Genomic DNA, 14,395 nt, shown 5'->3' with positions numbered 1-14,395 from the left:
ATATTTAGCACTAATCATTACTAAAAATTAATGTCCGGTTTACATTGTTTTTACCTCCTCTTATTAAACCGGATTTATATTTCAATCGCTAAGTTTTGCTTATTTTCTGTAATCAATACAGAGAAAACTTTGCTTTGTTTATACAAATAACCACAAATGCACAAGTCTAAATTTTTCAAGTTTATTCTACCTATTGCTTTACCAGCAGCAGTTTTTGCCATATTTAATTCTGTTCAAAAGCCCCTAACGGCTCAAACCAATGTAAATCATTTAGCGATGGGAAATCCCACTAATGCAGGCAGTAGTACCAATAATTTATTATTAAGTAAATTTCAGTATGCCACTTCACATAACTGTTTTCGCGGCACACCAAATTGGGTAAGTTGGCAATTAAACACATCATGGTTAGGAAGTGCGCCTCGCCAAGATGATTTTCGTGCAGATACTACCTTACCTTCTGGTTGCTATCGAGTCCAAGGTACAGATTATACAGGTAGCGGCTTTGACAGAGGACACATGACTCCTTCTGCCGATAGAACTAACACAGTTGCTAACAATTCGGCTACATTTTTTATGACAAATATCATTCCCCAAGCCCCGGATAATAATCAAGGTGTATGGGCGAATTTGGAAAACTATACTAGAAGTTTAGTCACCTCAAGCACAGAACTCTATGTTATTGCTGGTTCTTATGGCACTGGTGGTACAGGGTCAAATGGTGCGAGAAACACGATTACAACACCTACGGGTGGTACAATCACTGTCCCAGCCAGAACTTACAAGGTGATTGTAGTTTTAAATAAACCAAATTCTGGAGCTGGTAGTGTAACTACCAGTACAAGGGTAATTGCGGTAGATATACCCAATACACAAGGTGTGAGAAATGCAAATTGGAGAAGTTATAGAATTAGTGTTGATACTTTAGAATCAAGACTTACTAGTGCAACGGGAACCACCTACAACTTTCTTTCTAACGTTCCTAGCTCTGTTCAAAACGTAATTGAGGCTAGAGTTGACAATTTATAAAGATAGTTAGTTGAACTTATACCAAGTTGTCTTAGTTTGAATTATTGATTTTTGATTTTCAACAAAACTAACTTTGGCAACTTGGTATCAAACTTCAAACCTATCTGTGTGTAAAGACAGGCAAATAAAATTAGGTTTCTACAACTTTTGTAGAAATTCCCGCTAAATCACCAGATGCAGTTTTACCAATAATATAAACATCAATATTTATCGTCCCTAAACGATAAACTTGGATATCTGTGAGATTATGCTTGAGTGTTTTAAGCATAGTTTGGAATTTCTGCACATCTTGTTTTTGAATTTCATTATGCCATTCTTTCTCTTCAGCAGAGTTCCGAAAAAAATAATCTAAGTCTACTAGTTCAATTGGGGTTTCTAAAGGATGACTTGTTAATTGGAGAAGTTTTTCATTAGTCAAAGGCTCCTGAGCTTGATCTTTCCAGCAAACAACTTCAAAGGGATATTCTGATTCACTCATCATGAGCAAATCATGAGAAGTTTGCTTCAGATTTTCCGTAACTTGATTAATCATACGATTGAGATTGTGGCAATAAAATTAAGCTTTAAAAATTACAACATATTTAGAAAAATTTTCTGTAATCTTAATACTATTCTAATTACTGAAGCGATCGCTCATTTTTTGTGTAAATATATTGATTTTCTCGGCGCTTATTCAAGAAAAAACTCTGTGAACTCCCATAGATGAGACGAAAGAATTATACTTTGTTGATAAACGAGGATTTGGATATGTCACCTTGGACTAGTCTCATCACTGCCTTAACATTGCTGCTGTACTCGGTAATCACAATTAATGTTGGTCGAGCTAGAGCAAAATACAAAGTAATGCCTCCCAAAATGACAGGAGAACCTAACTTTGAACGTGTACTGCGCGTCCAACAAAATACCCTAGAACAAACTATTTTATTCTTACCGGGTTTATGGTTGTTCTCTGTTTATATCAACCCATTGTGGGGAGCAATTATCGGTGCTATCTGGCTAGTAGGTAGAATTGTCTACGCTTGGGGATATTATCAGGCCGCAGAAAAGCGCATGATTGGCTTTGCTATTACTATTATTAGTGGGTCTGTCCTACTTTTAGGTTCGCTGATTGGCATCATTATCACTTTGGTAAAGTCGTAAACTGCTGTAGAGCGTTAAATTAATGCTCTACAAAACTTAGAAAATGTTTGAAAATCCATTATTCATATATGAATACTTTTAGCTCCAACCTGTTCTTAAAAATAGGGAATGACCTACTCAAAGTCTCCTTGTTTAAGGGAGATTTAGAGGGAAATTAATAAAACTTAGGAATTGACCAATATCTTCTTACTTACAGTTCTATAACACCCTATAACCGTTGAAATACTAGAAAAACAGCAGATTGATTAAAAACAATACTTCGATGTTAAAGGAGGTAAATTAAAGGGAATACTAAGCGCAGTTAAAATATTGTGAATATGACTGCAATGTTAGTATTATCTGATAAAGTGTTCTCTTTACCTGGTTATCGAGTTGTAGAACAAATCTATTGTGGTAGCAAAACCTTAGTTTATCGAGGTATTAAGGAACAAGACCACCAACCAGTAGTAATTAAACTGATAAGAAATGAGTATCCTACTTTCAGTGAAATTGCCCAATTCCGTAATCAGTATACAATCACCAAAAACCTCAATTTACCAGGCATAGTTCAACCTCTGTGTTTAGAAAATTATCGCAATGGCTATGCTTTAATCATGGAGGACTTTGGCGGGATATCGCTCAAAGATTGGGGACGGCAGAATAAAGCTACACAAGAGTTTGGGATTACACTACAAGAATTTTTCCCTATTGCTATAGCGATCGCATCTATTTTAGAAGGGTTACATCGCAGTCGCCTTATTCATAAAGATATCAAACCTGCAAATATCCTGATTAACCCCAGTACTTTAGAAATTAAAATTATCGACTTCAGTATTGCTACTCTCCTACCAAGAGAAATTCAATACCTGACAAATCCTAACGTCTTAGAAGGAACACTAGCTTACATCTCTCCTGAACAGACAGGTAGAATGAACCGTGGTATTGATTACCGCAGTGATTTCTATTCTTTAGGAGTCACATTTTTTGAACTCCTAACCGGACAGTTACCCTTCGCCAACACTGAACCGATGGAGTTGGTTCACGCTCACATTGCTAAACAACCACCAACCGTACAGCAAATTAATCGTAATCACCCGCCAATTTTGTCTGCAATTGTTAGCAAGTTAATGGCTAAAAATGCCGAAGACCGCTATCAAAGTGCTTACGGACTTAAGTACGACTTAGAAGCTTGCTATCAGCAATGGCTAGAAATCGGTAATATTACCACCTTCGAGTTAGCTACTAAAGATGTTTCCGACCGTTTTCTCATCCCAGAAAAACTCTATGGTCGTGAAAAAGAAGTTGCTACCTTACTTACAGCCTTTGAGCGCGTAGCCAGAGGTACGACAGAAATGATCCTAGTCGCGGGCTTTTCTGGGATTGGTAAAACCGCCGTAGTCAATGAAGTACATAAACCGATTGCTAGACAGCGCAGTTATTTCATCAAAGGTAAATTTGACCAATTCCAACGTGACATTCCTTTATCAGCATTAGTACAGGCTTTTCAAGACTTGATGGGGCAAATTTTGGTAGAAACTGATGCTCAAATTCAACAATGGAAAGACAAAATTTTCTTAGCATTGGGTGAACAAGCACAGGTAATTATTGATGTAATTCCTGGACTAGAACAAATTATTGGTAAACAACCAGCAATTTCGGAACTTTCGGGAACTGCTGCTCAAAATCGATTTAATCTATTATTTCAAAGATTCATTCAAGTATTTAGTACTAAAGAGCATCCTTTAGTCATTTTTCTGGATGACTTGCAATGGGCAGACTCAGCCTCTTTGCAATTTATTCAACTATTGATGAGTCAAAATAATACCAATAATCAAACTGCTGTTGTAGTTGCGTCTGAACCTACAAATAACTTGTGGAACCCTGTATTTGATGGGGACGTTTTGGAAGTTGATGAAGAGCTAAAAGTTACTCAATCTGAAGGAAACTTTTTACTAATTGGTGCATATCGTGATAATGAAGTTTACCCAGCCCATCCACTTTGTTTAACAATACAGCAAATTGAAAAAGCTGGAACAAGTATTAATCAGATTACCCTAGTACCTCTAAATCAGAGTAATTTAAATTCCTTGATTGCTGATACTCTTGGTTGCCATCAAGAGATAGCTATTCCTCTAGGGCAAATGGTATTTGCTAAAACCAAGGGTAATCCCTTCTTTGCAACTCAATTTTTGAAGTCTTTACATCAAGATGGCATCATTAAATTTAACTTTGATGTAGGTTATTGGCAGTATGATTTTGCTGTAATACAGTCATTAGTGCTGACAGATGATGTTGTTGATTTTATGGCACGGCAAATAGAGAAATTGCCAATAGTAACGCAAAATGTCTTAAAAATGGCTGCCTGTATCGGACATGAATTTGACTTAAAAACTCTGGCGATAGTGAATGAAAAATCTGTAGTAGATACAGCATCTGACTTATGGATATCCTTACATGAAGGAATAATTTTACCTCAAACTGATATCTATAAGTTATTCCAAAATGAGTCTAGTTCCATAGAAATTGGTTTAAATGCAAACTCTCCAGATTTATTCAACAATAGTTTTCCAGTTCCTAAATACAAATTTATCCATGATAGAGTACAACAAGCTGCTTATTCTTTAATTTCCGAAACCCAAAGGCGGCAAACACATTTAAAAATTGGCTTATTACTATTTAATAGTATCCCATTTGCAGAACGCGAAGAAAAGATTTTCCAGCTAGTAAATCAATTCAATATTGCATTAGAACTGATCACTGAGCAAACAACGTATGATGAAATAGCCCAAATGAATTTGATGGCTGGACGTAAAGCTTTAGGATCAACAGCTTATGCAGCAGCAATTAAATATTTAACAACGGGAATCAAACTCCTTTCATCTGATAGTTGGGAAACACAATATGAACTAACTTTAGCTTTGTATGAAACAGCAGCAGAAGCAGCATACCTAGCAGGTGAATTTGAGCAAATGGAGCAATTAGTTGATGTTGTATTAGCACAGGCTAATACATTACTAGAAAAAGTGAAAGTTTATGAAATAAAAATTCAGGCTTATGGCGCACAAAATAAAGCATTAGAAGCTGTCAATACTGCACTTACTGTTTTGGAGCAGTTGGGTGTGGAATTTCCTGAGAATCCTAATCCTTCTGATTTTCAGATGGCAATGGCAGAAATTTCATCAGATTTAAGTGGGAAGTGTATTGAAGATTTAATTAACCTACCAGAAATGACGGCAGCCCAACCACTAGCTATCATTCGTATCATTTCCAGTACAATTGCTCCTGCTTATCAAAGCGTTCCTGCACTTTTCCCTTTGTTTATATTTAAGCAAATTAAGTTATCAGTTCAGTATGGGAATGCTTCCCTATCTTCCTTCGCATACATTAATTATGGAGTGATCCTTTGTTGTGTAGTAGAAGATATAGAGTCTGGTTATCAATTTGGTAATTTAGCTTTGAGTTTATTGGATAAGTTCAATGCTAGAGAAATCAAAGCTAAAATTATAAATGCGTTCAATTCGGTTGTACGACATTGGCAGCAACATACTAAAGAAATGTTGTCTCCATTACTAGAAAGTTATTCTATCGGTCTAGAAACTGGAGATTTAGAATTTGCAGCCTATTCTCTTTATAATTATTGCTGCTCTTCATATTTTAGTGGAAGAGAACTAACTGGGCTAGAAAGAGAGATGGAAACATATAATTATGCCATCTCTCAAATGAATCAAGAAACAATATTTTACTGGGGTGCAATATATAGACAGATAGTTTTGAACTTGCTAGGTAATATTGAAAATCCCTGTTATTTAATTGGGGAAGCCTACAATGAAGAAAAAATGTTGCCGATTCACTGGCAAAGTAATGATGGCGGCAGTTTGTTAGCTTTATTTTTAGGTAAACTACATCTGTGTTATCTATTCCACAATTACCCTCAAGCACTTGAGAATAGCATTTTAGCAAATAACTATCTAGCGGGTGGCACCGGACAAATTGTTATTCCCATTTTCTATTTTTATGATTCATTGGTGAGATTGGCAAATTATACTCATATATTAGATATTGAGCAGAGGTCTATTATCGATAGAGTAACAGCTAACCAAGAAAAAATGCAGAAATGGGCGCATCATGCCCCGATGAATTATCTGCATAAATTTTATTTAGTAGAGGCTGAACGATATCGGGTTACATGTCAATATCTCGAAGCAATAGAATCTTACGATCGCGCCATTTCTCTTGCTAAAGAAAACGAGTACATTAATGAAGAAGCTCTGGCTAATGAACTAGCAGCTAGATTCTATCTAGATTGGGGTAAAGAGAAAATTGCTCAAACTTATCTCACTGATGCTTATTATTGTTATGTACGCTGGGGAGCGAAAGCCAAAGTAGATGATTTGGCAAAACGCTATCCACAATTACTCATGCCAATACTTCAGCAAGAGAAACTGAGCCTACAATTATCTGACAAAATCACTATCTCTACTTATCAATCTATATCACATCAAAGTAGTTACCAAACACTAATTGGTTCTAAAACAAGTATTTCGGAATCACTAGATTTAGCCTCTGTGATTAAAGCTTCTCAAGCACTCTCTGGAGAAATTGAGATGGAGCAACTGTTATCTACATTAATGCAGGTTGTGATGGAAAATGCCGGAGCTTCTAAATCTGCCTTAATCTTGATTGAAGATGATAACTTGGAATTAAAGGTAACAGCTATCAGTGCTAGTACAAATTCTTCATCTATCTCTACAGAGTTTCCATCAATTTTCGTGGAATCTAGCAATGATGTCCCTATTACATTGATGAAATATGTGAACCGCACAAAAGATGTGTTTGTAGTTGATGATGCTAAAACTGTTGATTTTTTAACTGGCGATCGCTACATTATGCGTGAGCAACCTAAGAGCCTTTTGTGCATCCCAATTATCAATCAAGGTAAATTATTGGGGATTCTTTATCTCGAAAATAATCTTACCACGGGAGCATTTACACGCGATCGCGTTGAAGTTTTGAAGCTGCTTACTACTCAAGCTGCAATTTCTTTAGAAAATGCTATTCTTTATAACGATTTAGCACAAGCAAATCAAAATCTGGAGCAATACAACCATAGCTTAGAAGAAAAAGTAGAAGCAAGAACACAAGAACTACACAATAAAAATCAACATCTGCAAGAAGCTCTCCAAGAATTGCAATGTACACAAACCCAATTAATTCAAAGTGAAAAAATGTCTTCTTTGGGTCAAATGGTGGCTGGTATTGCTCATGAAATTAATAATCCCATTAACTTTATTCATGGCAATATTAATCATACTAGTGAATACATTCAAGATTTACTAGAATTATTAGCTATTTATCAGCAAGAATGCTCTCATCCTTCGGATTTAATTACAGCAAAAACAGCAGAAATTGATGTAGATTTTTTAGCTAAAGATTTGCCAAAAATTCTTGATTCTATGAAAGTTGGCAGTTCCCGAATTCGTAATATAGTTTTAGGTTTACGTAACTTCTCCCGCTTGGATGAGTCGGAAATGAAGGCTGTTGATATTCATGAAGGTATTGACAACACGTTAATGATTTTGCAGCACCGACTTAAAGAAAAGAGTGATTCCCCGGAAATCGAAGTTATCAAAGAATATGCAAAAATACCCAATATTAGTTGTTATGCTGGTCAACTAAATCAGGTATTTATGAATATTTTGAGTAATGCGATCGATGCGTTAGATGAGTCAATGGTTAATGGTCAAAATGAACTGTTAACTAGACCTCAGATTCGCATTGGTACTGCCTTGATAGACTCGAATACCTTGCGGATTAGCATTGCTGATAATGGTTCTGGGATGACAGCAATAGTCAAGAAGAAAATCTTTGATCCATTTTTTACGACTAAACCAGTTGGTAGTGGTACTGGATTGGGATTATCTATTAGTTATCAGGTAATTGTAGATAAACACAAGGGTCGGTTAACTTGTGATTCTACTCCCGGAAAAGGCACTGAGTTTGTGATTGAAATACCAATCAAGCAGTGAGGTGCTGGTATTAATGGGTTGGTGCAGTTGCTGTAGGTACTTGAGACCTTTGGCGCACACGCCGCCCTTTAATTACCATCTTGACTCCATTGGCTGGCCCAAGGGTAACGCTTCGGCGTTGAGCTTTCTCTGGTTGTTGACTTTCTAATTCCAGTTGATAGCCAGATAAAATGGTTGCTAATACTAATTTCATCTCAAACAGTGCCAACGCTTCACCCATGCAGCGACGAACACCGGCACCAAAAGGCATATATTCATAAGGAGAAAATTGGTAATTGAGAAATCTATCTGGCTGAAACTTATCTGGCTCTGCATATAAATTCTCACGGTGATGAGTAAGATAAATGCCACCAACCAGTACCGTACCAGGTTCTATAGGATGTCCCAGCAATTCAGCGGGTTCCTGCACCACTCTAGGTAAAGTTGCCATCAAAACAGGGTACATTCGCAGAGTTTCATTGATGACATTTGTAAGATAAGGTAGCCGGAAAATACTCGTAGGGTCTGGTTTATTACCCAAGGTAGCAAGTTCTTGCAGTAATTTTGCCCGAACTTCTGGTTGGTAATGAATCCAATATAATGCCCAAGCCATAGCTGTTGAAGCCGTTTCATGGCCTGCCAATAGCAGAGTCATTAACTCATCACGCAACTCCTGATCAGTCATTGCATTACCTGCTTCATCCCTAGCTGACATCAATAACGAAAGAATGTCAATGCGATTTGGATCAGCCTGTTCCCGACGTTCAGCAATTTCAGTGTAAAGCAATTGATCAATCTGTTGGCGTTGGCGCAGAAACTTGCCCCAAGGACTCCAGTCACCTAAATTTTTTTGCAAAAATGGTAATAAAAGAAAGCTAGATGTAAGTGGTGACTTAAAGACATCCATCAATAACGCTAATAAACGCCGGAGTTGATAGTAACGTTCTCCCTTATGTAAACCAAAAACAGCTTCTAAGATGATTAACAGTGACACTTCTTGTACTACAGTACGAGCGGAAAAAGATTTGTTTAGGGGTAACTCACTAAATACTTTTTCAGTAAGATCACAAATTAAAGAACCATAAGCTTGCATTCTTTCTCCGTGAAATGGAGGCATCAACAATTGTCGCCGTTGTTTGTGGCGATCGCCATCTAACATAATTGTTGAAGTATTACCAATTAAGGGTTGAAAAATACTGTTTGCTTCGCCAAGCGCAGCAAACTTCTTTCTATCATTGGTAAAAATTTCCTGAATTGCTTTGGGATGGTTTACAAATACTACTGGACAACCAAAACCCACTATATTAGCAGTGAAAATATCAGGATATTTTTTGGCTGCACTTTCCATGTAGTGAACAGGATCAACTATCCATTGAAGCTTTTGAATAAAAGAAGGAGTCTGAATAAGATTTGGTAATGGCATATTGACACTTTGCTTTTGAGAATATCACCAATTGTCTTTAGGTTTTGGCAGCAGTAATAGTTTTTTACCGAAAATTTTATATTACCTCAGATTTGAGATAATTCAAGTGATTCTAAACTCTGATACCGATCAGATTGAAAATACCAATCTAGGTTCCCTCGTATCCATGAATGTAATCCTGATATGTATTCTGTAACTTCCTGATCAACTTTTTGATCAAATGATGGCAGAGAGGCTTCTAAATTAATTAATTCTCTTACCTTTTGATCGTGCATTTCTGCTGCAATTATAATTGCTTGAGTTAGATTTATTCGATGTTGATGGTGTAGTACAAATACTAAATTATGAACATCTCTACTACCTATTTCTCTAGGAGCAGAGAAAATATCGTTACACCAGGAAATGATATTATTAGTTATGACATTAAGTTGCTTAATAAGGTGATTTTCTCTGATGGAACCAAAAACATTCATTTGATATCCAATTTCAATTAATGCGAGACAACTATCTACTGCTGAACATAAATTACGGATCATGATATATGTGTTAACACTAGGTACAATCCTTTGAGCGCGATATTCTGCCTGTAGAACGCATCCGTAAAAGTAATCTTGACAGCAACGAACAAAATAATCAAACCACTTCTCATTTCCTCTTTGCAAGATTCTTTGCCTTAAATCTCTTAAAGCAAAGCTTAAAGATATATCTTGATTGTTTGGTTTTGCTCCACATAATATCTCCAGAAATCTTTTGTGATACATGTTTAAAACTTCAGGTTTTGTGCCTAGATCAGACATATCACATTGATCATCCCAGATAAATAGCCAAGTATGCCAATCACTTGTAATTTTGATATCTTCAAGTTCACAGTAGGGATAAGTACCTGCGGCTAATAAAAAAAACTTTGATTTTGAAAAATTTTGATAAATTGATTCATTTGCTAGTAAATCAAAGTGATATAACCATTCCAATGAATAATCTTCTAAAACATCTACATACTTATTAACTTGAGATGGAAATGGGCAGTATAAATCGGGAAAACTTAACTTTTCCATAAGTCCTCTGAAGTTTTGCAAGTTTTTAAATAAATCGCATGGTTGGTAGTGGCTAATTTTAAATTAGCCACTTAGATAGCAATATTTACAGCTATTAATTTATGCAGGTAAAAATTCACTATTTGAATTCTTACTAATGTCCTTTCTGCATTTTAGACACAACAGTATAGCTGCAAAATTACCCTTAATTTTGAAGGCATATTTTTGATGTCTGCATAAATTACTAAAAAATCTTATGCAGAGTCGGAATTTTTGCTGATGATATATTTCCTATAACAACTACAAATCATCTGTGAGAAATGACTAAATACCAGGAAAAGTCAACACAAAAATTCTCACAAACTAATTATGTTTGCTACAGTATTGCCGGAATTTGGATGAACAGCACTCTCAACTCTTACACTGCGTTGTCTACAGTGTAAAATTTTTACTTGTGATTTATGACACTGTGCTGAACTTCACTTGAGACTGTGTTTAAGTAAAATCTCAGTTTCAGCACCTAACTTGTTCTACTATTCTTTAATACTTTTGTAAAAAAGATAACTGTAATTTTGTGTAATTATAAGGGTGCATTAGCTTTTATTTATACTACGTATAATAAATTACTTCATTTCACAGGTAATGACTAAATTTATGTGAGTAATTTAGTCATTATGTAGAAAATTACATCAAAATTTTATCTTTTAGTAACTAAATACTTGTTTCAAAAAGTATGATTATTTTGAGTTTAAATACTTAAATATGATGAATTCATAACATAAAAAATGTTGCAAATAATTGTCTTTACCAAATATTTGTAAAGCAAATATAAAAAAACTGAATAACCATAGAGTTTTATTCCTAAGAAAAGATGTAAAGTTAAGCAAGTATCCAGCAACTAAGCAATGTAATAAATACTACTTAGATTAAAATATATATTAAGTAATGCTTATTTTCCTTCTAATAGTAGTTGAAAAATTCAAGTTTTTATGTAATCTAGAGGCTACACTAGTGTAGACATATAGCTAGTACAAAAAGGCAAAAGGAAAAATAAAGAATATTGATACCACAAGCCTTTTAGCAATTCCAATTGGTCTGTTTATTTACGCCGATCTGTACTAGTAGATAAGTGTGGTAATTTTTTAGGTGAGTAAGTAATTTAACTTCTATTGGGTTGGGATTGCTTTCTAAGACTTGGGTTTACTTAGCAAGAACCACCAAAGTTGTAAACCGATTAAACTTAATCCGCCCAGAGTGACGGCTACTTTGTTTTCTAAGGGCTGATTAAGCCGTTGAAATTGATTTGTTGGGAATGTTGTAGATGAGTGCGGATGATGAGAGGTTTGTCCGATCGCCTCTGTCTGCAAAAAGCTGGGCGATCGCGCGATCGCTTGATCCGCTACAATTGCGAATACAACTCCCAGCAGCAATCCAAATCCTGCTTTATGAAACATTGTTATTTCCTTAATTAGAGTGCTTTAGCTTGAAATTTACGCAAACGCAGCGCATTAGTAACTACAGAAACTGAACTAAAAGCCATTGCTGCACCTGCAATAATCGGGTTCAGCAACCAACCAAATATAGGGAAGAGAATCCCGGCGGCGATGGGAATACCAGCAACGTTGTAGATGAAGGCGAAGAATAAATTTTGGCGAATGTTACGCATTGTGGCGCGGCTGAGTTGAATGGCTGTGACTATACCTTGCAAGTCACCAGAGATTAAGGTGATGTCACTAGCGGCGATCGCTACATCTGTACCCGTACCGATGGCGATTCCCACATTAGCTTGCGCTAAAGCTGGCGCATCATTAATTCCATCACCAACCATTGCGACAATTGAGTGCTGAGTTTTTCTTCTGCTTCTCTGCTTCTCTGCTTGCAGTGACTTAATTACTTCTGCTTTTTGATCGGGGCGAACTTCTGCCAAAACCTGCTTGATACCAACTTCACGGGCAATACTTTCGGCGGTGCGTTGGTTGTCGCCTGTAAGCATAACAACTTCTAAACCGAGTTTTTGTAAAGCTTTCACCGCCTGGGGTGAAGTGGGTTTAATTGCATCAGCAATGCCTATTAACCCTTGAATTTCGCCATCAACTGCTAACCAAACTGCGGTTTTACCGAGGTATTCTAAGCGTTCTTTGTCTTGTTGCAAGGTTTGAGTGTTAATTCCTAATTCTTCCATCCAGCGTTGTGTACCAATTTGCACCAAACGATGAGAAACAATACCTTGTACACCGCTACCTGCTACGGCTGCAAAATCTCTGACATCTGCTAAAGTTACTTCTTGAGATTGGGCATAGCGAACAACGGCTTCTGCTAACGGATGTTCAGAATTGCGTTCTAAGGATGCTGCTAGTTGTATTAGCTGAATTTCGTTACTGTTAGCTGTACCATTAACTGTGACAAAATCTGTAACCGTGGGTTTACCTTGGGTAATTGTGCCGGTTTTGTCTAAGACAATGATTTGAATTTGGTGCGCTAGTTCTAGACTTTCTGCACCTTTAATTAAAATGCCATTTTCTGCACCTTTACCTGTACCTACCATCACAGAAGTTGGTGTAGCTAAACCCAAAGCGCAAGGACAAGCGATAATTAACACCCCGACTGTAGTAATCATCGCTAGGGTGAGGTTGCCCGTGATGTTGTACCATACGACAAAGGTGAGAATAGCGATCGCAATTACCCCAGGTACAAACCAACCAGTAATTTGGTCTGCTAGTCTTTGAATAGGAGCTTTTGAACCTTGAGCTTGCTGTACTAGTTGAACAATCTGTGCCAATACGGTATCCGTACCAACTCTTGTCGCCCGAAATCTAAAACTTCCCGTTTTGTTGATAGTTGCACCAATAACTTCATCTCCTGGTTGCTTTTTCACAGCTACACTTTCACCAGTCACCATCGCTTCATCAACTGTCGATGTCCCCTCAACTACTTCGCCATCAACAGGAATCTTTTCTCCAGGGCGAACCAGCACTACATCACCAATTTGTACTTCCGCAATCGGTACATCTAGTTCTTGTCCATTACGAATCAACCGTGCGGTTTTCGCCTGCAAACCAATTAGCTTACGGATAGCTGCTGAAGTTTGTCCTTTAGCGCGGTTTTCAAATAATCGCCCTAACAAAATTAAGGTAATGACAATCGCCGCAGTTTCATAATACACATCCGGCATCAATCCCTGAGCAGTGAAAAAGCCAGGAACCAAGGTAGCGAATAGAGAATAAAAATAGGCTGCACTTGTACCCAAAGCTATTAAGGTATCCATTGTGGCAGCATGGCGCTTGAAAGCTTTCCAGGCATTGACATAAAAAGTTTTACCACACCAAAACTGTACAGGAGTGGTGAGAACTAATTGCAGCCAAGGGTTATGCAGCCATGTAGGAATAAAAGGTAAGTGTAATCCTGTCATCATTGGCAGTGAACCAATTACTAGTAAACTGCCAATAATCCCCCCTAGCGTTAACTTTCGTTGCAAATCACGAGATTCTTTCTGGCGATGTCTGATTTCTGCATCATCTTCGCCAGCCATGAGATTTTCTTCTTGCAGTGGGTAGGCTGAATAACCTGCGGCATCTACAGCATTTTGGATGGCTTGTAAATTTGTGGTTTTGGGGTCATAATCGACTGTTGCTTGTTCCGCCCCAAAGTTCACACTACATTCTTTCACACCAGGGACAGAACGAATTGCATCTTCTACACTTCTGGCACAAGAAGCGCAACTCATACCGCGCAGTTTCAAGGTGGCATTTTCCATTTGAAAACTCCAATTATCAAGTCGTGTTTCAGAC

8 protein-coding genes are annotated in these 14,395 nt (G+C 37.0%); 3 read left to right on the top strand and 5 right to left on the bottom strand.

Features of this window, described 5'->3' with window-relative positions; translation table 11 throughout:
* Nucleotides 1-156: 156 nt before the first annotated feature.
* A complete protein-coding gene (locus tag NOS7107_RS26660; protein ID WP_015116023.1) occupies nucleotides 157-1,026 on the top strand; it encodes a DNA/RNA non-specific endonuclease in 870 nt (289 codons plus the stop codon).
* 130 nt (nucleotides 1,027-1,156) lie between these two features.
* On the opposite strand, the gene NOS7107_RS26655 is transcribed toward NOS7107_RS26660, so the two are convergent.
* Entirely contained in the window at nucleotides 1,157-1,558 is a 402-nt protein-coding gene (locus NOS7107_RS26655; protein WP_015116022.1) for a nuclease A inhibitor family protein, read from the bottom strand.
* A gap of 215 nt (nucleotides 1,559-1,773) precedes the next feature.
* On the opposite strand from NOS7107_RS26655, the gene NOS7107_RS26650 reads away from it, so the two are divergent.
* Complete coding sequence (locus NOS7107_RS26650) at nucleotides 1,774-2,166, top strand: MAPEG family protein (protein ID WP_015116021.1); 393 nt, start codon at nucleotides 1,774-1,776, stop codon at nucleotides 2,164-2,166.
* Nucleotides 2,167-2,492: 326 nt separating this feature from the next.
* On the top strand, nucleotides 2,493-8,171 hold the full coding sequence (locus NOS7107_RS26645) for an ATP-binding sensor histidine kinase (RefSeq protein WP_044501190.1): 5,679 nt from the start codon (nucleotides 2,493-2,495) through the stop codon (nucleotides 8,169-8,171).
* A gap of 10 nt (nucleotides 8,172-8,181) precedes the next feature.
* Here the strand turns inward: NOS7107_RS26645 and NOS7107_RS26640 are convergent, their stop codons facing one another.
* The 4 genes from NOS7107_RS26640 to NOS7107_RS26625 all read right to left on the bottom strand — a co-directional run bounded on the left by NOS7107_RS26640 (nucleotide 8,182) and on the right by NOS7107_RS26625 (nucleotide 14,361).
* Complete coding sequence (locus tag NOS7107_RS26640) at nucleotides 8,182-9,573, bottom strand: cytochrome P450 (protein ID WP_015116019.1); 1,392 nt, start codon at nucleotides 9,571-9,573, stop codon at nucleotides 8,182-8,184.
* Between the two features lie 86 nt (nucleotides 9,574-9,659).
* Nucleotides 9,660-10,628: a Terpene synthase metal-binding domain-containing protein gene (locus tag NOS7107_RS26635; RefSeq protein ID WP_015116018.1), complete on the bottom strand. Its 969-nt coding sequence runs from the start codon at nucleotides 10,626-10,628 to the stop codon at nucleotides 9,660-9,662.
* 1,166 nt (nucleotides 10,629-11,794) lie between these two features.
* A complete protein-coding gene (locus NOS7107_RS26630) occupies nucleotides 11,795-12,061 on the bottom strand; it encodes a hypothetical protein (RefSeq protein ID WP_015116017.1) in 267 nt (88 codons plus the stop codon).
* A 14-nt stretch (nucleotides 12,062-12,075) separates the two neighbouring features.
* On the bottom strand, nucleotides 12,076-14,361 hold the full coding sequence (locus NOS7107_RS26625) for a heavy metal translocating P-type ATPase (protein ID WP_015116016.1): 2,286 nt from the start codon (nucleotides 14,359-14,361) through the stop codon (nucleotides 12,076-12,078).
* Between the last annotated feature and the right edge of the window lie 34 nt (nucleotides 14,362-14,395).

Origin of the sequence: Nostoc sp. PCC 7107 (assembly GCF_000316625.1) — a bacterium.
Taxonomy (GTDB): domain Bacteria; phylum Cyanobacteriota; class Cyanobacteriia; order Cyanobacteriales; family Nostocaceae; genus Nostoc_B.
Note: the sequence above shows the minus strand (reverse complement) of the source record. Positions and strands in the feature narration are given on the sequence as shown.

Bases quoted from the DNA above. Each gene is read 5' to 3' on its own strand.
- NOS7107_RS26660 (WP_015116023.1), top strand. From the start codon at position 157: ATGCACAAGTCTAAATTTTTCAAGTTTATTCTACCTATTGCTTTACCA.
- NOS7107_RS26655 (WP_015116022.1), bottom strand. From the start codon at position 1,558: ATGATTAATCAAGTTACGGAAAATCTGAAGCAAACTTCTCATGATTTG.
- NOS7107_RS26650 (WP_015116021.1), top strand. From the start codon at position 1,774: ATGTCACCTTGGACTAGTCTCATCACTGCCTTAACATTGCTGCTGTAC.
- NOS7107_RS26645 (WP_044501190.1), top strand. From the start codon at position 2,493: ATGTTAGTATTATCTGATAAAGTGTTCTCTTTACCTGGTTATCGAGTT.
- NOS7107_RS26640 (WP_015116019.1), bottom strand. From the start codon at position 9,573: ATGCCATTACCAAATCTTATTCAGACTCCTTCTTTTATTCAAAAGCTT.
- NOS7107_RS26635 (WP_015116018.1), bottom strand. From the start codon at position 10,628: ATGGAAAAGTTAAGTTTTCCCGATTTATACTGCCCATTTCCATCTCAA.
- NOS7107_RS26630 (WP_015116017.1), bottom strand. From the start codon at position 12,061: ATGTTTCATAAAGCAGGATTTGGATTGCTGCTGGGAGTTGTATTCGCA.
- NOS7107_RS26625 (WP_015116016.1), bottom strand. From the start codon at position 14,361: ATGGAAAATGCCACCTTGAAACTGCGCGGTATGAGTTGCGCTTCTTGT.